This is a genomic window from Bacillus sp. SCT118 (assembly GCF_058566435.1).
In genome coordinates this window covers 3,457,747-3,477,667 of record NZ_CP191225.1, presented here as the reverse complement: position 1 = coordinate 3,477,667, position 19,921 = coordinate 3,457,747, and the positions used below count along the sequence as shown (strand labels likewise).

At 39.3% G+C, this 19,921-nt stretch carries 19 protein-coding genes and 1 pseudogene; 8 read left to right on the top strand and 12 right to left on the bottom strand.

The window, feature by feature from the left end:
- Positions 1 to 8: 8 nt before the first annotated feature.
- From ACQVGT_RS17845 to ACQVGT_RS17835, 3 genes and pseudogenes are all read left to right on the top strand, one after another.
- A complete protein-coding gene (locus tag ACQVGT_RS17845; RefSeq protein WP_015482852.1) occupies positions 9 to 1,316 on the top strand; it encodes an arsenical efflux pump membrane protein ArsB in 1,308 nt (435 codons plus the stop codon).
- A 58-nt stretch (positions 1,317 to 1,374) separates the two neighbouring features.
- Positions 1,375 to 1,619 (top strand): annotated as a pseudogene (locus tag ACQVGT_RS17840) (low molecular weight phosphatase family protein).
- A 187-nt stretch (positions 1,620 to 1,806) separates the two neighbouring features.
- The gene (locus ACQVGT_RS17835) at positions 1,807 to 2,598 is read left to right on the top strand and encodes a GNAT family N-acetyltransferase (RefSeq protein ID WP_080030713.1); all 792 of its coding nucleotides are present in this window, start codon (positions 1,807 to 1,809) and stop codon (positions 2,596 to 2,598) included.
- Between the two features lie 69 nt (positions 2,599 to 2,667).
- Here the strand turns inward: ACQVGT_RS17835 and ACQVGT_RS17830 are convergent, their stop codons facing one another.
- The 6 genes from ACQVGT_RS17830 to ACQVGT_RS17805 all read right to left on the bottom strand — a co-directional run bounded on the left by ACQVGT_RS17830 (position 2,668) and on the right by ACQVGT_RS17805 (position 9,215).
- The gene (locus ACQVGT_RS17830; RefSeq protein WP_015482854.1) at positions 2,668 to 3,555 is read right to left on the bottom strand and encodes an LCP family glycopolymer transferase; all 888 of its coding nucleotides are present in this window, start codon (positions 3,553 to 3,555) and stop codon (positions 2,668 to 2,670) included.
- A gap of 154 nt (positions 3,556 to 3,709) precedes the next feature.
- Entirely contained in the window at positions 3,710 to 4,537 is an 828-nt protein-coding gene (locus tag ACQVGT_RS17825; protein WP_041517670.1) for a polysaccharide deacetylase family protein, read from the bottom strand.
- A gap of 242 nt (positions 4,538 to 4,779) precedes the next feature.
- Positions 4,780 to 5,919, bottom strand: coding sequence for a hypothetical protein (locus ACQVGT_RS17820; protein WP_015382867.1), 1,140 nt, complete (start codon positions 5,917 to 5,919; stop codon positions 4,780 to 4,782).
- Positions 5,916 to 7,364, bottom strand: a complete 1,449-nt coding sequence (locus ACQVGT_RS17815; protein ID WP_015482855.1) for a HAMP domain-containing sensor histidine kinase — start codon at positions 7,362 to 7,364, stop codon at positions 5,916 to 5,918. Before ACQVGT_RS17815 ends, ACQVGT_RS17820 begins: the two co-directional genes overlap by 4 nt.
- A gap of 3 nt (positions 7,365 to 7,367) precedes the next feature.
- Entirely contained in the window at positions 7,368 to 8,069 is a 702-nt protein-coding gene (locus ACQVGT_RS17810) for a winged helix-turn-helix domain-containing protein (protein WP_031315634.1), read from the bottom strand.
- 243 nt (positions 8,070 to 8,312) lie between these two features.
- Positions 8,313 to 9,215, bottom strand: coding sequence for a DMT family transporter (locus ACQVGT_RS17805; protein WP_015482857.1), 903 nt, complete (start codon positions 9,213 to 9,215; stop codon positions 8,313 to 8,315).
- A 132-nt stretch (positions 9,216 to 9,347) separates the two neighbouring features.
- On the opposite strand from ACQVGT_RS17805, the gene ACQVGT_RS17800 reads away from it, so the two are divergent.
- Positions 9,348 to 10,796 (top strand): aminotransferase-like domain-containing protein, encoded by a 1,449-nt coding sequence (locus ACQVGT_RS17800; RefSeq protein WP_015482858.1) that lies wholly within the window; start codon positions 9,348 to 9,350, stop codon positions 10,794 to 10,796.
- 117 nt (positions 10,797 to 10,913) lie between these two features.
- On the opposite strand, the gene ACQVGT_RS17795 is transcribed toward ACQVGT_RS17800, so the two are convergent.
- Positions 10,914 to 11,537: a flavin reductase family protein gene (locus ACQVGT_RS17795; protein ID WP_015482859.1), complete on the bottom strand. Its 624-nt coding sequence runs from the start codon at positions 11,535 to 11,537 to the stop codon at positions 10,914 to 10,916.
- An 89-nt stretch (positions 11,538 to 11,626) separates the two neighbouring features.
- Here ACQVGT_RS17795 and ACQVGT_RS17790 point away from each other — a divergent pair, with 89 nt between their 5' ends.
- Positions 11,627 to 12,307, top strand: a complete 681-nt coding sequence (locus ACQVGT_RS17790; protein ID WP_015482860.1) for an ArsR/SmtB family transcription factor — start codon at positions 11,627 to 11,629, stop codon at positions 12,305 to 12,307.
- Between the two features lie 79 nt (positions 12,308 to 12,386).
- Here the strand turns inward: ACQVGT_RS17790 and ACQVGT_RS17785 are convergent, their stop codons facing one another.
- From ACQVGT_RS17785 to ACQVGT_RS17775, 3 genes are all read right to left on the bottom strand, one after another.
- Positions 12,387 to 12,830, bottom strand: coding sequence for a carboxymuconolactone decarboxylase family protein (locus ACQVGT_RS17785; protein ID WP_015482861.1), 444 nt, complete (start codon positions 12,828 to 12,830; stop codon positions 12,387 to 12,389).
- 85 nt (positions 12,831 to 12,915) lie between these two features.
- Positions 12,916 to 13,095: a hypothetical protein gene (locus tag ACQVGT_RS17780; protein ID WP_080030634.1), complete on the bottom strand. Its 180-nt coding sequence runs from the start codon at positions 13,093 to 13,095 to the stop codon at positions 12,916 to 12,918.
- Positions 13,092 to 13,241, bottom strand: a complete 150-nt coding sequence (locus tag ACQVGT_RS17775; protein WP_015382874.1) for a hypothetical protein — start codon at positions 13,239 to 13,241, stop codon at positions 13,092 to 13,094. The genes ACQVGT_RS17780 and ACQVGT_RS17775 overlap by 4 nt, the downstream gene beginning before the upstream one ends.
- A gap of 242 nt (positions 13,242 to 13,483) precedes the next feature.
- Between ACQVGT_RS17775 and ydfH the strand changes: the two genes are divergently transcribed.
- From ydfH to ACQVGT_RS17760, 3 genes are all read left to right on the top strand, one after another.
- Complete coding sequence (gene ydfH / locus ACQVGT_RS17770) at positions 13,484 to 14,707, top strand: two-component system sensor histidine kinase YdfH (protein WP_015482863.1); 1,224 nt, start codon at positions 13,484 to 13,486, stop codon at positions 14,705 to 14,707.
- Positions 14,700 to 15,341 (top strand): two-component system response regulator YdfI, encoded by a 642-nt coding sequence (gene ydfI / locus ACQVGT_RS17765; protein WP_015382876.1) that lies wholly within the window; start codon positions 14,700 to 14,702, stop codon positions 15,339 to 15,341. The genes ydfH and ydfI overlap by 8 nt, the downstream gene beginning before the upstream one ends.
- Positions 15,342 to 15,453: 112 nt before the next feature.
- Entirely contained in the window at positions 15,454 to 17,625 is a 2,172-nt protein-coding gene (locus ACQVGT_RS17760; protein WP_015482864.1) for an MMPL family transporter, read from the top strand.
- 412 nt (positions 17,626 to 18,037) lie between these two features.
- Here the strand turns inward: ACQVGT_RS17760 and ACQVGT_RS17755 are convergent, their stop codons facing one another.
- Both ACQVGT_RS17755 and ACQVGT_RS17750 read right to left on the bottom strand, forming a co-directional pair.
- Positions 18,038 to 18,940 carry a carboxylesterase gene (locus ACQVGT_RS17755; protein WP_015482865.1) on the bottom strand — a complete coding sequence of 301 codons (903 nt, stop codon included), beginning with the start codon at positions 18,938 to 18,940 and terminating at the stop codon, positions 18,038 to 18,040.
- A 202-nt stretch (positions 18,941 to 19,142) separates the two neighbouring features.
- Positions 19,143 to 19,832, bottom strand: coding sequence for a DUF554 domain-containing protein (locus ACQVGT_RS17750; protein ID WP_015382879.1), 690 nt, complete (start codon positions 19,830 to 19,832; stop codon positions 19,143 to 19,145).
- Positions 19,833 to 19,921 lie beyond the last annotated feature (89 nt).

Genomic DNA, 19,921 nt, shown 5'->3' with positions numbered 1-19,921 from the left:
GCATTAGATTGACATCAATGATTTTGGCAGTATTCATCTTTTTATTAACTCTAGTATTGGTCATATGGCAGCCCAAAAATTTATCTATAGGGTGGTCAGCCTGTGGAGGCGCAGTTTTAGCTCTAATAGCAGGTGTTGTCAATTTTCATGATGTGTTAACTGTGACAGGGATTGTTTGGAATGCGACCTTGGCTTTTGTGGCCATCATACTGATATCGTTAATTCTTGATAATATCGGTTTCTTTGAATGGGCAGCGCTTCATATGGCGAAGGCTGCAAAAGGAAACGGTGTGCGGATGTTCGTTTATGTATCTCTATTAGGAGCTATTGTCGCCGCGTTATTTGCAAATGACGGTGCAGCTCTTATATTGACACCAATCGTATTAGCGATGGTCAGAGCATTACATTTTAATGAAAAATTAGTTTTTCCTTTTATCATTGCCAGCGGATTTATTGCGGATACCACTTCGCTTCCTTTAGTAGTGAGCAATTTGGTCAACATTGTTTCAGCGGACTATTTTCATATTACGTTTATTGATTATGCATCCAGAATGGTTGTCCCGTACTTGTTTTCGCTGCTGGCGAGCATCATTGTACTTTACCTTTTCTTTAGAAAAAGCATACCAAAACGCTATGATCTGACTGAGGTTAAAAAACCTGTTGAAGCAATTAAAGATCAAAACATGTTCAGACTGTCATGGTATATCTTAGGGCTGCTGTTAATTGGATATTTTGCAAGTGAATTTTTTTCTATCCCTGTATCAGTGGTAGCGGGTAGCATTGCGGTCATTTTCTTAATCGCTGCGCAAAAGAGTCCGGCCGTCCATACAAAGAAAGTGGTGAAAGAGGCGCCATGGGCTATCGTATTCTTTTCAATTGGCATGTATGTTGTTGTGTATGGTGTCCGAAATGCTGGATTGACAGATGTCCTTTCAGATGTGATTCAAGCCGCAGCTGATCAAGGATTGTTTGCAGGTACGATTGGAATGGGCTTTATCGCGGCAATTCTTTCTTCCATTATGAATAACCTGCCGACTGTCATGATTGATGCACTGGCTATTGCCGGTACAGATACACATGGGATGATGAGAGAAGCGCTCATATATGCAAATGTCATCGGTTCAGATTTAGGACCTAAAATAACACCGATTGGTTCCTTGGCGACATTATTATGGCTTCATGTTCTTTCGCACAAAGGTATGAAAATTTCCTGGGGCACGTATTTTAAAACAGGAATTATCCTCACGATACCCACTTTATTGATCACACTTGTCGGCCTGTATATTTGGCTGCTGATAATCCATTCTTGTTTCTAAAAGGACAAGGTCACTATATCAAGGAAAACAATGCACAGGTAACTCTTGCCGCAGCCAAATGGCTGAAGAGTGGGGGGAAAATACCTTGGAGACAAGTGGAATGTGTACAGCGCAGGAATCGAAGTTCATGGATGACATCGAATGCTGTCAAAGCAATGAAAGAAGCAGGGATTGATATTTCAAATCAAACATCGGATAAATTTGATGATCCGGCAAAAGCACACGGAACAGAAGAAGTGTTTCCAAAGGGTCCGTGCTGAAATTGGTGACCGTTTAAAACAGTTTGCTGTAACTGGGGAATAAAGAATCGATATACTCAGCGTTTTCTTGGGTTATATAATGCAATGTGTTGTTCAACAGGTGTCTGCGGGCTGAAGGCAGACACCTGTTTTTATTAGTATGAGATTTGTAACAGGGAAGTTATTTAGCTGGTGACAGAGGAAAATTGATTTGTGAACAGAATCATGAAGGAGACGGTGTTTTAAAGGAGTTGTCTGTTTTGCAGGAATTAACAAAAGAAAAATACAGTAGCTTAAAAACAATGATTGATGACAAATATTGTCCAACATTTGTCTATTCAATATTAGACCAAACCATTCCGGGAGCTGTTTATGCAGATGATCAAACCTTTCCTAAATCGTTTTTTATAGGAACTGAATCAGGCATTTATTTTATTGCGGGAGACCAAGGGAATCGGGATTTTCATGATTTCATTGCAGGATATTATGAAGAACAAGTGAAATCATCAAAACGATTTACCTTGTTTTCTTCCAGTGATACATGGGATAGCGTACTGAAACCCTTACTGAAAGATGACTTGAACCAAATGAGAAGAGCTGCATTTTCTTATCAAGCAAAATCTTTCAAAAAGACTTTGCAACTGCCAAAGGGTCTTGTATTGAAAAGAATAGACGAAGACATTATTTCACACAGCACAGCGTTTAACAGCGCGTATTATGAGGAGTATTGGGATTCTGTCTCACAGTTTGCTTCAAAAGGTTTTGGATTTGCCGTATTACATGGCAATCATGTAGTAAGTGAGTGTACCTCTATATTTTTAGGGCATAATCGAGCGGAAATGGATATCTATACACTTGAGGAATATAGAGGACTGGGGTTAGCTTATTGCGTAGCAAATAGGTTTATAGTGTTTTGTATGGAAAATGGGATTGTTCCTAGCTGGGATTGTGATATTTGCAACAATTCTTCCATTGCATTAGCAGCTAAACTAGGGTTTAAGAAAATAATCGAATACTCTCTTTTTTATTCCGGGAAATCATAAAAAAGAGAAGAGGCAAGAACTCTTCTCTTTACATGAGTAAGCGGTTGGTGAATACCGGTTTTTATTTTATTAAGAATCTAGATTTAATTGCTGGCGAAGTTTCTTCGATAAGTCCTTTCTCGTTTCATCAGTTACAACATGATACCATAAGTGATCTATCTTTTTATCCTCACCTTTTATTTCGATCTGTTTGACATGATGAACGGCTTCTTTATAAGAGCGTTGAATATCAATCATTTTATCAAGTGTTAAGTTTGTTTGTATATTTTTTTCTAAGGCAGCCAAAATTCCTTGATAGTTTTTTAAAGATTTTAATTGTGCTCCTTCGTGAATAATTTGGTTAATGATTTCTCGCTGCCGCTGCTGCCGCCCAAAATCACCGCGAGGATCTTCTTTTCTCATCCGTGCGTATTTAAGGGCAACCTTTCCATCCAGGTGCTGTTCCCCTTTTGGTATATGCACCCCTTCAAGGGTAAAAGGGAAATCATTATTCACTGTGATTCCGCCAATCTCATCTACAATATCTTTAAACCCTTCCATATTGACTTTGATATAATAATTGATTGTGATGTTTAAAAATTGTTCAACGGTTTGAACGGCACCTTCAATACCCTCGTAAGTATATGCTGCGTTCATTTTAATATTGGTATTCTTTGATCGCATAAATACTCTGGTATCACGCGGTATACTTACCATCGTCGATGTTTTCGTCTCTGGATTTAAAGTCAGTACGATCATCGAATCCGGTCGTCCTTTATCACCGGGGCGCTCATCTACTCCCAGCAAAAGAATCGATATAGGATCATGTCCAAGACTAGCATCTTGTTGCTTAGAATCTCTTTGCAGAGGTTCATACATATGGTTGACCGATTTTGCTACGTTTCGGTAAATGCTATAGCAGGTCAGGCTTCCAATGGTTAACAAGAGGGCTAGAACAAACAATAAAATACTCTGCATTTTCAGTTTCCTTCTCCCGATTTTCACTATCAAATTCCTTTCTGATCAAGTTGAATATTTATATGTTGTACTGGTTCTTAACGGTTCTCTAATAAATAATTCTTTTATCTCCGTGATATTTTGTAGTTCATATAAGATACTTTAAATTTATACTTCAATTGAATCTGAATTGTACCGGTTTGATTGAATCATGAATTGCTTTCATTTCGTATCCGCTTTCCCGGAAATATTTTAATAATTGTTCCAAATACGCCGCGGTAGTTGGCTTTTCATGCATTAATACAATAAGCGGCTCTTTTCCTTCAAGGGTTTTGACTTGCTGAATGACACTCTTAACAAACTCTCCATGAGTGTACTTCCAGTCCTCTGAGTCAACTGTCCAATCCCACAGGTTAAAATGATCACGCTCCACAACATCTCTAAAAGGGCCAGTAATGTAAGGCTTTGACCCGTAAGGTGCTCTTATTAAATGCGTGTTGACTTTGGTTGTTTCTTTAATGTAGTCCAATGTATCGTTCATTTCTGCAGCAAAGCTTTCAGGGGATTTATAGATTTCGGAAACCCGGTGCGTCACGCCGTGAGACCCAACAGAATGACCGTTTTCCGCCATTTTTCTCACAATATTAGGATTTCGCTCGATATTTGGTTTTAACATAAAAAACGTTCCCTTTGCATTGTATTTATGAAGCAAATCCATAATTTTCTCTGAAGCAGCAGGGTTTGGTCCGTCATCAAATGTTAAATAAACGACCTTCCCGATTTCAGCAGGTTTTTTTTGTTCTTTTTTCTGTGCTGAATTTTTGTGTGTTTCTATATGCGCCTGCTCAGAAGCGTTTGTACTTTCTTTTATTGGTTCCTGCTTTGGGCCGGCAAGTGCCTTCCAGGAAATGCATAGTAACGTTACACCTAGAATAATCAATATCCCAAAACCTATTTTTCCTATTTGATTCAACTTACGATCCCTTCTTGGTGAATTTGACACTTTTTCCAACTCCTCAATTGTAGATATCAAAACTAGTTTTCTCGCGAACGAGTCACATAAATTAGAAGGACCAATGAAACTTTGGAGACAAAGCCCGGTAAAAATGATGCTCTTTTAATATAGATGAGAGTTATCGCAGAAGTTTGATCAACTTGTAAACAAAATGTCAACAAATGAAGGAATCATTGTTATGTAATATCTTGCAGGTATAAGAAAAAACCTTATTTCAATAGAAATAAGGTTTACTTGAAGGATATGATATAAGAGCGATCGTCAAAAAATCGGGCTGATGAGTTTTCCATAGAAATATACCGGTTTTGTTCATAAACGAGCAGGTTGCTGCCATCTGGACTCCAATATATTTCTGATGGGCTGGTGCCGTGGTATATAGGTTCTGCGTAGAGGACATTTTTCCCTTGCAGCTTTCCTGCATAAGTATTGTCCTTGTCATATAAAGAGTAAGCGATCTTCTTTCGATCATTAGATATGGTAAAAACAGCTACATTTTCGAGCAGAACAGAGAGCTCACTGTTTCTGAGGTCGTATTCGTATAAGGTTTCTCCGATACCTAAAAATACAAATTGGTCATTGTTTAACCAAACAGGTTCACCATAGGGGCTAATCTGCCGCTTATTTTGAATAGTGATGCTGTCACCGCTGATGGTCCCCGTCATAATGTGATATTGTTGCCCTTGTAACATGGTTAGCAGCAAACTTCGTCCATCATTTGAAATGGAAACTGCCGTAAGCGAATCCTTTTCATCAACATTCTTCAATGGATACGTTTTGAGGGTTCCGGAATCTATGTTGAATACATTGACCGCAGTCTGGTCATTTTTTGTCGTGTCAATGACAAGATAACAAATGTATTTGCTATTATTTGACCATGAAATATCCTGTACAAAGGCATCCTTGCTAGAAGAAAAGCTGGCTACTTCCTTTTTGTTTCTGTTCGTCAGTGATATTAGATTTAGTGTTATCTTATTTGATGACATCGTTAATCCGGCGATACTTTTCCCGTCGGGAGACAACTTAAGGTTGGAAGTATTGCGGTCAATGCTCTGCAGAGTTTCAGGTTTTTCAAAAGGATAGGAGACATTCTGAAGATGCTGCGCTTTACCTTCCGTTGTGTCATTTCCTTTGAAAAAACCAACTACAGAGTTTGATGAAGACCAGCCAAGCAACTGGTCAGCTTGAGGGAGGCGATATATCTTCTTCACCTGAAAGGAGTCCGACTTCTGATCGTCATCAATCTGGCTCTCTTCCTTGTTTGGAATGATAATGGTTTCAGATCGCTTGCCCATATTATAGCTGGATACAAAAATCAAGGAAATCAATAATATCCCTGACAATATAATAAACCGTTTGTTCTTCATGATCATTTCTTAACCTTCATGTAAGCTAGTTCAATAGTGATGATTGTATGGTTTTCTTCGTAGAACATCTTGATTGTTCCTCCATGTTTTTCGACAATTGTTTTAACTATGCTTAACCCCAACCCTAAACTTCCTTCTTCCGTCACCTTTTGGTTTATTGAATAAAAAGGCTGAAACACTTTTGTGTATTGGTTGTCGTCATATGGATCACTTGGATTTTTGAACATAAAAAGAACCTGATCTCCCGTAACTTTAGCCTGAATCATGATTTCAGAATGAGATAAACTGTATTTGATTGCATTGTCCAAAAGATTAATAAAGAGTTGGCGCACTCTATTCTTTTGACCATACACATAGAGACTGTCTTCTATCTCATAGGTGATCTTCTTTTTATATCGTTCTGCACGAAATTTCATAGATTCGCATACATCTTTCAAAATCGTTCCTGCATCAATCCTATCGAATTGTTCTTTAGAGGTTTCTCTAGATACCTCAAGAAGTTTTATAACCAAATTGTGCAGACGCCGGCTTTCTTCAACAATATGATTCATTCCTTTATCAAAAAACGCCTGATCTGATTCCCCTTTTTGTTTTATGATTTCAGCATAGCCTTGAATAGAAGTCAGAGGTGTTTTCAGTTCATGGGTCATATTGTCAAAAAAACGTTTTTCCTGTTCATTAAGTTCCTTTAACCTGTCCCGATCTTTTTCGATAGTTGAAATTTGATCCCTAATTCTGGTGATCATATCATTGAAATTAACCGTAAGCTGGCCAATTTCATCTTTTCTAGAAAAATGGATATCCACATCCAGCTTTCCCTTTTTGACTTCTGAGGTGGCCTCTGTCAGCTTGACGATTGGAATCGTGATGTGTCTGGAGAGTATATAAGAGAAAAGAAACGCCGCCACAAATATCGCAAGAGCGATATAAAAAATAATATTTAAAATCTCTCCGCTTTGTTTGTAAAGCAAATTAAAATCTTTAGAAAAACGCAATATGCCAACTTTTGCACCATCAATGACAACTGGATAAGAAAAAAACACCTGTGCTTGATTTCGATCATAGGTGATATGATAAGCATTTTTTCCGTTAATTGCTTTTGCTAGGTCCTCGTCAATGCCTTGCGAAAACACTGTTTTATTAGAAGAAGACAACAAAGTGCCATCTACGGTATAAACGCCTACATTGCTTCCTGTTGAATGAGTTAAACTATCCACTATTTCATCGGCCATATCGCCGAAGTATAGTTCATTGTTTTTATAATGATTGATTAAAAATGCTTGATTGATATACATGATGCTGTTTTTTTTTAAGTCTATTAAATCTGAGGTCACAATTTTTTCATTGCTTGACCAAATGACACTTTTGACCGTTTGATTGAGCACTAGGAAAGAGAGAGAAAAAATCAGAAAAAAACCAATAATAAATTTACCCTTGATCGTCCGTAACACTCTCTACTCCTCCTGCTTCTCGAATTTATATCCAATGCCAAACACTGTTTTAATGAGGTCGCTTGCATCCAGTTTTTTACGGAGTCTTTGGATATGAGTATCTACCGTACGTGTATCCCCGGCAAAATCGTAGCCCCAAACGAATTCCAACAGCTCTGAACGTGTAAAGATTTTTCCACGATGGTCAATCAATGTCTTAAGCAGATCAAATTCTTTAGGAGTCAAATCAACAATGATCCCATCTTTTTTTACTATTCTTTCGTCTGGGATCATCACAATATTTTTTAATTGAATGTGATCCTCATTAGACGATCCTCGATCATTCACGTGGTTAGCTTGTTCAAGACGCCTGAGTATTGTACGAATTCTGGCGATAACTTCACGCAAGTCAAATGGCTTTGTAATATAATCGTCAGCCCCAAATTCCAACCCAAGGACTTTATCAGTGATATCTGACTTTGCGGTGATCATAAGTATAGGGATATTATAGCGTTGGGTCACTTTTTTACAGATATCCAATCCGCTGCAATCTGGCAGCATCCAATCAAGCAGCAGAAGATCGGGTTTGAATTGGTCTAACTGTTTCATCCCTAAAGTTCCGTTAGATTCAGTACACGTTTGAAAACCTTCCTGCGTAAGCCCGTATGAAAGCAGATCTGCTATTGCTCCATCATCTTCAATAATAAGTATTTTCGTTTTATCCATTATTTCATTCATTCCCTGTTTCATGATTAAATTGAATATATCTATCTTAGAGTCTGCAATATCACTCATTATAGCATCCTTTTTAATAGCGATTATTCAGAACTTCAGATCAAACTATAATTGGATATATTTTCACCATCGTCAACAAAATCGGGGGAATTGAGCTATCGTTGGATTAGAGGACTATGGTAAACAATTTTAATTGATAAATGAGCTTATTAAAAAGAGATGCGGGTATCTTCTTTATTTATGTATAAGAGCGTTTCCATATCGTTTGATTTTATTGGGTGTTAAATAGGTAAAGCATACCCCGCCAACTGTAACCACTCCGCCTAGCAGAGAGATCAATGTGGGTATCTCGCCGATCCAGAGCCAAGATATGATCAAGGCTAAAGCCGGTGTAACATAAAGTGAAAGGGTTGCTTCTGAAGCACCGACGAGTGAAGTGACATATGCTAGTGCGAAGTAAGGAATAACCGTCGGCAATAATCCTAAGTAAACGATAGACAAAGTTGCGCTTATTGAAGCGTTCATCATCTCTTCGCCTAAGCCTGGCAGAAACACAAGCATAGGTATTGTTCCGCCCCAAATGGTGAATGTAACGAATGGAATAAAACCATATTTTTTTATATAGCGGGCTTGAAAAACGAAATAAATACTCTCCGAAAATGCTGCCAGCAGGATGACCAAGATACCGCTCATTGAATATGTAAAGTCTCCCGCCCCAAATGTAATCAATAATACACCCAATAAACTGATCATAGAGCCAAGCCATTTCGTAAATCCAAAATGCTCTTTATAAAACAGGCGGGATAGCATGGCTGAGAAGATCGGTGCCGTAGTAACGAGTAAGCTTGCAACTCCGGCACTAACTGTTTTTTCACCGATGTTCAGCAAAATGTGATAGAGTGCAAATCCTAAAAACCCTAAAAGAAAAATGGCAGGAATGTCTTTCAAGTCGGGTAGGCGCATCTGAGTCAAAACAGCAAAAAGCAATAATGCCATAGAGCCGATTAACAAACGAAATAAAGCAAGGTGTTCTGGTGTGTACCCTTCTAGTCCTGCGCGAATTCCCGGAAAAGCAGATGCCCATAAACCAATCATGAGACTATGAGATATAATTATTTGAACTGTTTTCTTTCGCATTCCTCTCACTCCTCTTTACAAAAACCAACCAGTTATTTAATGTGTTTTTATATTAATAAAGATTTGGTGATATGGCTTCAACCAGTTAAATGGATTTTGACCCAACCAATTTATTTTAAGGAGACCGATTCTATGAGCTTTCCAGTAGAAAAAAAGATGAAAAAGCTCCCTAAGTACAGACAAATCGTTCATTTTATTAAAGAGAAAATAGGAAATGGAGAGTGGCCGATTGGAAGCAAGATTCCAAGCCAGCGCACGCTTGCAAAAGATTTTCAGGTAAATCGGAGCACAGTGATTACAGCGTTAGAGGAATTGATGGCCGATGGGTTAATAGAAGGCACAATGGGGAAAGGCACAGTTGTTATCAACAACACATGGACACTGATGGCTAAGAATTCTGCTCCCGATTGGGATCAATATGTCACCTCTGGCATTCAGATGCCAAGTCGGAAAATCGTTCAAGAGATAAATCAATCAGAATCAAATACAGACCTTATACAGCTCAGTAAAGGTGAACTTTCAGCTGAGATTTTTCCTTTGGCTGTTATGAAAGAAATGATGGGGAAGGTATCTCAACACATGGAGGCATTCGGATATGAAGAACCAAAAGGTTACTTACCTTTGAGGGAGGCATTAAGCAACTATTTAAAAACCATTGGAATCAACGTCTCATCTTCTTCCATTCTGATTGTCTCAGGAGCGTTGCAAGCCTTGCAGCTGATATCAATGGGGCTGTTACAAAGAGGATCAACCGTTTATCTTGATCAGCCCTCCTACCTTTATTCATTACACGTATTTCAATCAGCTGGTATGAAGCTGACTGGACTTCCTATTGATAATGAAGGACTTTTGCCTGAAAATGTTCATTTAACAAGAGGAGAGCGGGGAAGGGCTATCTTATATACAAATCCATGTTTTCACAATCCGACTGGTATTCTTATGTCTAAAAAGCGGCGTGAAGAGATCCTAGCAGTAAGTGAGAATACACAGCTTCCTATTATTGAAGATGACATTTATCGTGAGTTATGGATCGATGAAATTCCGCCATATCCTATTAAAACAATTGATAAAAATGGACACGTACTGTACATAGGAAGTTTATCGAAAACATTAAGCCCAGGTTTGAGGATTGGATGGATCGTCGGACCGGAACCGGTGATTGAACGTTTATCTGACATTAAAATGCAAACAGATTACGGATCCAGTTCGCTATCCCAGAGAGTAGCGGCAGAGTGGTTTACTTCCGGCCACTACCAGCAGCATGTAGAAAAGGTTAGGCAGCAATTAAAGGTGAGAAGAGAATTGGCCTTGAGTGCTATAGAAACTCATTTGAAAGATGTGGCGACATGGAATATCCCAAAAGGAGGGTTTTTTGTCTGGATAAAAATATTGCCTTCCATATCAATGAAATTACTTTATACTAAAGCCTTATCAAAAGGGATTCTGCTCAATCTCGGCAGTATCTATGCTCAGGAAAAAGGGAATTATATTCGCTTATCATATGCTTATGCATCTCTTGAAGACCTTCAAAAGGGGATTTATGAGTTGGGTTTAATGATAAAAGAATTGGCAAGTAAGTAACTTTTATATCCTTAAATGGATGTTTCACTAAAAAAGAGATCAAGCCTAATGATCGCTTGATCTGATAATAACAAGGGTTACTAGAATAGACCAAATCATGGCTTGGTCTTAAAATGATCATGTCTCTGAACGAAAAGTCTTTCCGACTTCTCTTCCTAAACCAAAGTAATGTCTGAAATTATAGATAAGCGGGCTCCATTTGGAAGGGTCGATATGGTTTTCGTCCAGTATAATACTTTCCTCGGCATGAAAATGTAGTGCCTGCGTCTCTACAATTGCGAATGACGATTCATATTCTGGAAGCCGAATGTGTTTCACTTCGGCTTCGATTTGGATAGGGCATTCTTTAATTCGTGTTGGTGATACTGTTTTTGATTGTAAAGGCGTTAACCCTGCTGCCTCGTATTTTTCTTTTTTATATGTAAATCCGAGCTGCTTCTTTAAAGGCGGTATACTCTTTTTTCCGCTATAAGATGAAATTCTTTCAATGTTTTCCCATAATTCCGGGCCAGGCAAGTTTATGACACACTCTTTGTGTCTTTCCAAATTGTCGATGGCTTTTCCTCCCAGTCCTACTCCAAGGATTATATAATGTCCAAGAGCCCAAGAAGAAGACATAGGACTAATATTAGTGGTTCCATCCTCATTCAATGTGGTTAGAAGAAATGTCGAGGTACCATAATACATGATCTTGGGTTTGATTTCTTTAAATCGACGAGTGTCTCGTTTTTTGATGTTCAACGTTTTTTCCTCCTTGTCACGCTTACATTTATATTGTAAAGGATTAACATTTCAACTATCATCGAAATATGAATGTAAGGAGGAAAATCATGAATCCTAATATTGCAAAAATCTCTTCGTTGCTTTCAGATCCCTCGCGTTCTTCCATTCTTCTCAGTCTAATGGATGGAAGGATACACCCTGCGGGAGAGCTTGCATATCTCGCTAACATTAAACCTCAAACCGCAAGTTTTCACCTGAATAAATTGCTTGAAGCAAAGCTGATTAGCGTAGAGAAGCATGGGAGACATCGGTATTACAGATTGTCTGACTCAGATGCTGCAAATGTGATCGAACAATTGCTTCATATTGCGCCTAAAGCAAAAGTCAAATCTTTAAAAGAGTCAAAAGAGAAAAAGGACTTGCATTTCGCCCGTACCTGTTATGATCATTTGGCAGGTTATGTGGGCGTGCAAATGGCACATTCACTAGTTGAGCGGGGGATGTTAAAAAAAGTTGATTTAAACTTTGAGGTGACTTCAGAGGGTGCTTTATTCTTTTCGAAGTTAGGCATCAATGAAGAGCAACAACGGAATAAGAGGAGAGCCTTTGCCCGCTGCTGTTTGGATTGGAGTGAACGGCAGCATCATATTGCAGGAGCATTAGGAAACGCCCTATTGGTGCACATGTTAGAAGAAGAATGGATCGTTCGTATGCCTAAAACGAGAGCGATTAGGATTACACAAAGCGGGAAAATCGCGTTTGAGAAGCATCTAAACGTGAAGATTTAGGATTTTGAAGCAGAAACACCAGATGATGAGGCACGATATCTAGGAGGAGTAAGATTTGTTCTAATCTTACTCCTTCTTCTTATTTTGAAGCAGCTCGATTCCCCATTGCAATAGAGATGCGGTTCCAACTGTTTATTTGATTAATGATCAGAACAAGGTCAACATATTGTTTCTCATCATAATGTTCCCGCACCCGATGATATAGCTCATCAGGAACCCTTTTAGATGGGATGAGCGTGATGTGTTCAGATAGTTCGAGAGCCGCTTTCTCTTCAGGTGAGTAAAAATCACATTCATTCCAAGCATGTAAACAGTAAATTCGCTGTTCAGTTTCGCCCATTTTGCGGGCATCAGAAGTATGCATATCTAAGCAGAAGGCACAGCCGTTCATTTGAGAGACTCTGATTTTAATTAGCTCTCTCGTAGTTCGGTTAATTGAAGATTGTTTCGTGTATTTCTCCATATCCATCATGATTTTCATACCTTCAGGTGCAATCTCATAGTAGGACACTCTTTGACTCATAAGGCAAGACTCCTTTTCGTAGAATACCTAGATTGTATCCCGGTATTGATCATTTTACCAATGTGCGGTTTGAATGACAGCTGTTTCATTGTCTTTTGGAAAGAAGCTTCTTTGAATAAAAATAAGGGTAGCCAGCAATGATGAGTGGAGCTGCTAATGCAAGCAGTCTCCATGAGCCTGATTGGCTGTCTTTAGTGACTCCAATGAATATATAAGTACCGATCAGAAAATATAATAAAGCGCCTAAAAACCAATACATGTTCATTCCTCTTTTTCCTTGCATGTGATTTTTGATTGAGTATGTTTGTCTTTCTCATTGCTTAATCGATCAAGGCACTGATTTTTTAACACTTTTTCAGTCCGGATTCCTTTTCTTTTTAATGATAAAATTGTGAGATCAATCGATTTCAATGATGATCATTCCTTTTAAATAGTGACTTCTCCATTATTGTAAATGGAAATTCGGAAAGATAAAACGTACATAAAGGCAGAACGCTTATGTACGTTTGGGCAATGATCCATGTTGGAAACGCTTATGCTTCACCGCATCTTTGTATTGTTGAGTACCTTCTCTTCCTATAAAATGATGGGATACATGTATATGTGGCTGGAGTGTATATCGCTTCTGCCAATGGAAAGGAAGTGAATGAGGTTTGCGTATCAGGAATCCTTTCAAAGAAAAATACTACTCGCATGATAGACGGGCATTAAACATGCTTGCACTCAGAGTGCCGGGCCTGGCTTTTATTCTCATGATCTATGTAGCCTCTGTCGTGCTGCAATTTATTACTGCAAGCTGGTCCATTTTATTGCTTAATGTCTTCACGATATTGATGGCTGTTTTTTCTTTTCTGCATTGGCATTCATATCGCTGGGTGAAGAAAAGGGTCATTCTATACTTTGTACTGCAAGGTTTGATCACTTTTACACTTGCTAATCTCATGACGGGCTTCTTAGTGCTGGTCCTCATTGGCCTTTATGCATTTTTGATTGGACAGATTATAGGAATGGCAGACAGAAGTAAAACTTTCCTCATTCTATATTTATTGCTTCTTCTGTTAATAAATGTAGCTAATCAGATTCACAAAGGTGAATATTTGCATTTTATTGTGATTGCTGCACCTATCATGATCGTGATTATTACTTATGCCGCTACATTATTTGCCCAAGTCGATGAAAGGATAAAAGCGCAGCTGACTCTCGAAAGGCTGGAGCTGGCTCATCAGCAGGTAGAACAGCTGACGCTGCAGAACGAAAGACAGCGGATGGCCCGAGACTTACACGATACGCTTGCTCAAGGGCTGGTCAGTTTAAATATGCAGCTGGATGCGATTCATGTTCATCTCGCCAAAGGCAACACAGAGAGAGCGAAGGAAATCATACAACAATCGATGAAAAGAGTGAAAAGCACATTAGCTGATGCACGTTCAGCTATTGACGATCTCCGCAGCAAATCAGAAGAAATCGGTGTTTTAAAAGAAAGAATTACCTCGCTGATGGATCATTTTATAGAGTCGACAGGCATGGCTTGTTTATTAGATTACAGATTGCATCAGGTGCTGGATGTGCGTACAGCTGAAAACTGTTATTACATCATTGGAGAATGCATGACGAATGCGGCAAAGCATGCTGAGGCGAAAACAATCTGGATATCCATTTGGGATGATGAAAAGGGAAGGCTCCATTTAACAGTTAAGGATAACGGCAAGGGATTTGATGTTGAAAAAGGAAAGAAAAAGAGAGGACATTATGGGCTTCTTGGCATACAAGAACGCGTCAGGGCAATAAATGGCCAATTTAATATCAAGAGTACAAAATTGAAAGGAACACAAATTGAGATCACTGTACCAATTCAGGGAGAGATGCAAGATGAATAAGGTTTTAATCGTTGATGACCATCTTGTCGTGAGGGAAGGTCTGAAGCTTTTAATTGAAACGAATGATCAATACACCATTATAGGAGAGGCGGAAAATGGAAAAGTCGCAGTCCGTCTTGCAGATGAGTTAGAACCGGATATCATTCTGATGGATTTGTATATGCCGGAGATGAGCGGGTTAGAGGCCATTAAACAAATAAAAGAAAAACACGATACCCCCATCATTATTTTGACTACATATAATGAAGATCACTTAATGATCGAAGGGATTGAATTAGGAGCGAAAGGATATCTGTTAAAGGATACGAGTTCAGAAACCCTTTTTCACACAATGGATGCAGCTATCAGAGGTAATGTGCTGTTGCAGCCTGATATCCTCAAACGTCTTCAAGAAATCCAATTTGAGCGGATGAAAAAGCAGCGCAGTGAGACGCAGCTGACAGAAAAGGAAGTCATTGTTCTAAAAGCAATTGCTAAAGGTCTTAAAAGCAAAGCGATTGCCTTTGATTTGGGCGTCTCTGAGCGAACAGTAAAGTCCAGATTAACGTCCATTTACAATAAATTAGGCGCGAATTCAAGAACTGAGGCAGTAACGATTGCCATGCAAAAAGGTATTCTGACAATAGACAACTAAACTCCATATTTGAAAATTGCCCAAACGTACATGCCCGAATGTACGTTTTTTTTATTTCATTCTCCACTACAATGAGAAATGTGATCAAGCAATGTGTTGAAAGGAGATTATCATGTCAAAAATGTTATATACATTAGGAGGATGGGTTGCTCGCAATCGCATAAAAGTAATATGTGCGTGGATCGTTGTGTTAGTTGCTTCGATAGGCCTTGCAGTCACCTTAAAACCAAGTTTTTCTGAGGATATGTCCATACCTGACACACCTTCGGAAAAAGCGATGGATGTGATTCAAAAAGAATTTCCTCACGGTCCTGATAAAGGGAGCATACGGGTTATTTTCGGTGCTGGTGATGGGGAGAAACTTACTGGGAAGCCAGCAAAAAAAGCAATAGAAGATACGTTCAAAGAAATCAGTAAAGATGATTCTGTTGACTCGATTGCAAGTCCTTTTGTGACAGGGACAATCGCGAAAGATGGCACAGTTGCCTATGCTGATATCAAGTATAAATCATCAGCAGATGATATAAAGGATTACTCTATCAAACACTTAAAAGACAGTTTGAAAATGGCTGATGATGAAGGATTGCAAACTGAGCTAAGCGGAGATGTACCGGGAGCCGAGATGGAGATAGGCGGTGTCTCTGAAATTGTCGGCATTATCTTGGCTTTTGTCGTTTTAGCCATTACATTCGGTTCTTTATTAATAGCAGGTTTGCCGATTTTAACTGCACTGATTGGTTTAGGTGTAAGTATTGGACTGGTTTTGATTGGGACACAAGTATTTGATATTGCTTCCGTCAGTCTTTCATTAGCCGGAATGATTGGCCTTGCTGTTGGTATTGATTATGCTTTATTTATTTTTACGAAACACCGCCAGTTTTTAGGCGAAGGCATACAAAAGAATGAATCAATTGCGAGAGCCGTGGGAACAGCGGGAAGCGCAGTCGTTTTTGCCGGACTTACAGTTATCGTTGCACTTTGCGGATTGACTGTCGTTAACATTCCTTTTATGTCTGCGATGGGGCTGACAGCAGGGCTTAGTGTACTGATGGCTGTTTTGGCTTCCATCACACTTGTGCCTGCGGTCTTATCGATTGCAGGGAAGCGGATGATTCCGAAATCAAACAAGAAAATAGAAAAACAAAGCACTGAAACAAATGTCTGGGGACGCTTTGTCACCAAAAATCCTATCATGCTAAGTGTATGCAGCATTCTGATTTTGCTCGTCATTAGTATCCCGTCTATGCATTTGGAACTGGGCTTGCCTGATGCTGGGATGAAAGCTAAGGATAATCCGGATCGCCGGGCATATGACTTGCTTGCCGAAGGCTTTGGAGAAGGATTTAATGGCCAATTAACAATCGTAGCGGATGCCACAAATGCTGCAGAAAATAAGGCGGAGGCTTTCGCAGATGCAGTGAAAGAAATAAAGGGCTTAGACCATGTAGCAAGTGTCACCCCTGCAATGCCTAATAAAGAAGGGAACTTTGCCATCATTACGGTCGTTCCGGAAACAGGTCCAAATGATGTCACAACAAAAGATTTGGTACACGATGTACGCAGTTTGTCAGATAAAAACGGAGTAGATTTGCTTGTTACTGGATCGACTGCAGTGAATATTGACATTTCAGATCGCCTGAATGATGCGATACCGGTGTTTGCTGTACTTATTGTTGGATTTGCGTTTGTATTGCTGACCATCGTTTTCCGTTCGCTGCTTGTGCCGCTTGTTGCTGTTGCAGGTTTCATGTTGACGATGACAGCCACTCTTGGAATCTGTGTATTTGTCTTACAAGACGGGAATCTCATCGACTTTTTCAAAATACCTGAAAAAGGGCCGATACTCGCCTTCCTGCCGATTTTATCTATTGGAATTCTGTTCGGATTAGCCATGGATTATCAAGTATTTCTTGTCAGCAGAATGCGTGAAGAATATGTAAAAACTAAGAATCCAGTACAAGCCATTCAGGCTGGATTAAAACACAGTGGTCCTGTTGTTACCGCAGCCGGCTTGATCATGATCTTCGTGTTTGCAGGATTTATCTTTGCCGGCGAAGCTTCTATTAAAGCCAATGGGCTGGCTCTTTCCTTTGGTGTACTCTTTGATGCCTTTATTGTAAGAATGACACTGATTCCAAGTGTCATGAAGCTGATGGGGAATGCAGCCTGGTATTTGCCGAAATGGCTGGACAAGATGATTCCGAATGTGGATATAGAAGGGCATCAACTGACAAAGGAAATACAGCAAGAAATAGATCATGAACAAAAGAAACAAATCATGTAATAGAAAAAGCAGATCTTTAATGATCTGCTTTTTTGCTTATGGTATTATTTGGAATATGGAGTCGGCAGTTAAAAGGAGACGCTTATGGCGCAATCACTCATTTTCGATATGGATGGAACTTTGTTTCATATTGGCAGAAGCTGCGTAATGCTAGCAGGCATCCCAGGAGAAGTGATAAAGCACATCAAATGATTTTTTTGACGCTGCCTTCTCTCCATAATGCCTAGGTTCTTGATAATTCTAAGAATAAACCAACTGATCATATAAGAAACCTAAAGAAACAAGCACACAAAACCAGCTGCGGGTTTTGTCCAAGAAAAATAGAGTCCATAAGAGAGACTCTATTTTTTGAAATGCCCGGCTAGAAGCATATTCAGGACTTTAGAAATGCAAATCACTATCTTATAAGCCCTTACCGTGAAATGCCTGTTTCTGCACTGAAAAAACGCATTACACGTTCATTTACGTAAGCGGGTTGTTCCATCGATAAAACATGTCCGGCATTTTTAATGACTTCCGCCTCAATATCAGGAACGAATGAAGAGGCTCGGTGCAGGGCTGAGTGGGGATCATAGATGACTTCATGTTCACCAAGTAATAATAGGATAGGAACTCTTGCTGAACGTAATTCCTCATCGGTAAAAACATACGGAAATCCGTCGGCTTTAGGATTTGGATTTCTTGATCCATCCTGCCACATTACCCCTGCCTGAAACTGCTTCACAAAAATCGGGTGCAGCACATTCTGATCATTCATCATCCAATTTAAGAATGTTTCAACTCCATTTGACGCTGTAAGGCCAAGAGCGTATTTGTAGAAATCGTGATGAAATGGCAAAAACGTTTCTGCCGGACTCAGTATAGCTGCGCTTTTTACTCTCTCAGGCATACGTAAAAGGAAATTCATCGTATGGAGACCGCCAAGCGAAAGTCCGATCATGTGGGACTTTTCGATCCCCAGATTGTCAAACACATCAAGAAGCCAATTGGCGTAATCCGTTCTTGTACCGCTTAAATTCTCAGGAATACTCTTGTTTTTATCACCTATGATATCAACTGCATAAGTTCTGTAGTTGCTGCTCCAATCGGCGATGTTGGGATACCACATCGTCGAGCTGAATAATGCTCCGTGGAGTAATACAAGCGGCGGGGCATCCTCTGGGCCGCTTGCAATCACATGTGTTTGACCAAAACGAGTAGATATATAGAATGATTTGCAACGGACCGGCCAAAGACTAAGGCTTTCATTATAAGTTTGATAATAGCGGATACCGTTGTCACTTAATTCGGGAATACTAGATGAATGGTTTGACATACAAATGCCCCTCCCAATTTTGTTTAAATGAATGTGCCGTTTCGTGATGGGGAATCTGATTTTGATATAACAGACTTTATTTACAATATAATACAGTTGTTATTCGACGTCAAATCCAAGATGAAAAGGAAATAAAACGATTGAAACAGATTATTGAAAATCAATATAACAGAATATTAACCTCCTTTGTGGAGCCGCTTCATTAAAACCGCAATTCAAATGCATGAATCACAAAAATCACAACAGGAGGGATCAAGAGGGAAGGCAGCAAATTCAATGTTTTGAACTTCTTGATTCCAAGAATGCTTAGACCTGAACTGAGGATGAGTATGCCTCCCACAATTGTGATTTCATTAATAAGGTCTGTATTGATTGCGCTCTCCATTACTTTAGCAAATAAATAGATGGAGCCTTGCCAGGCAAATAATACAATGGCAGCAGCCGCTATTCCAAAACCAAAAGTTGAAGCGAGCACAATGGAGGTGATCCCATCTAACATCCCGTTTGTCAGGAGATATGTATAATCTCCATGCAAAGCGGCTTCAACAGGGCCCAATATTGACAGCGAACCGATACAAAATAATAAGACCGCAGTTGATAAGCCCTCTGCTAAATTGCTTTTAGAAAATTTGTTCACCAGCTTGTTGAATCGTAATTCTAAATTGATGATCTGGCCTAGCAAACCTCCAATGGCTAAACTCACGATGAATAGAATGGGATATTTACTATCAGGCAAATGCTGTGTAATGGCGTTGATCCCCAGCGCGACCGCAGCGAATCCCATTGCCTGCATCAAAATATCCTGGTATTCATCTTTAATGCCTTTTTTGAATATCCCCCCGATTATGCTTCCTGCAATGATCATCACTGTGTTAAAAATCGTTCCAAACATAAGCTTTCTCCTCCAAAAATCATTCCTGCATAAAAAATAAACCCTCTAGTTAGTAGAGAGTCAAGGGAGATAAAAACATATTCATGAGA

Bases quoted from the DNA above. Each gene is read 5' to 3' on its own strand.
- ACQVGT_RS17830 (WP_015482854.1), bottom strand. From the start codon at position 3,555: ATGCAGAGTATTTTATTGTTTGTTCTAGCCCTCTTGTTAACCATTGGA.
- ACQVGT_RS17820 (WP_015382867.1), bottom strand. From the start codon at position 5,919: ATGATCATGAAGAACAAACGGTTTATTATATTGTCAGGGATATTATTG.
- ACQVGT_RS17810 (WP_031315634.1), bottom strand. From the start codon at position 8,069: ATGGATAAAACGAAAATACTTATTATTGAAGATGATGGAGCAATAGCA.
- ACQVGT_RS17805 (WP_015482857.1), bottom strand. From the start codon at position 9,215: ATGCGAAAGAAAACAGTTCAAATAATTATATCTCATAGTCTCATGATT.
- ACQVGT_RS17800 (WP_015482858.1), top strand. From the start codon at position 9,348: ATGAGCTTTCCAGTAGAAAAAAAGATGAAAAAGCTCCCTAAGTACAGA.
- ACQVGT_RS17790 (WP_015482860.1), top strand. From the start codon at position 11,627: ATGAATCCTAATATTGCAAAAATCTCTTCGTTGCTTTCAGATCCCTCG.
- ACQVGT_RS17785 (WP_015482861.1), bottom strand. From the start codon at position 12,830: ATGAGTCAAAGAGTGTCCTACTATGAGATTGCACCTGAAGGTATGAAA.
- ACQVGT_RS17780 (WP_080030634.1), bottom strand. From the start codon at position 13,095: ATGAACATGTATTGGTTTTTAGGCGCTTTATTATATTTTCTGATCGGT.
- ydfI (WP_015382876.1), top strand. From the start codon at position 14,700: ATGAATAAGGTTTTAATCGTTGATGACCATCTTGTCGTGAGGGAAGGT.
- ACQVGT_RS17760 (WP_015482864.1), top strand. From the start codon at position 15,454: ATGTCAAAAATGTTATATACATTAGGAGGATGGGTTGCTCGCAATCGC.
- ACQVGT_RS17755 (WP_015482865.1), bottom strand. From the start codon at position 18,940: ATGTCAAACCATTCATCTAGTATTCCCGAATTAAGTGACAACGGTATC.
- ACQVGT_RS17750 (WP_015382879.1), bottom strand. From the start codon at position 19,832: ATGTTTGGAACGATTTTTAACACAGTGATGATCATTGCAGGAAGCATA.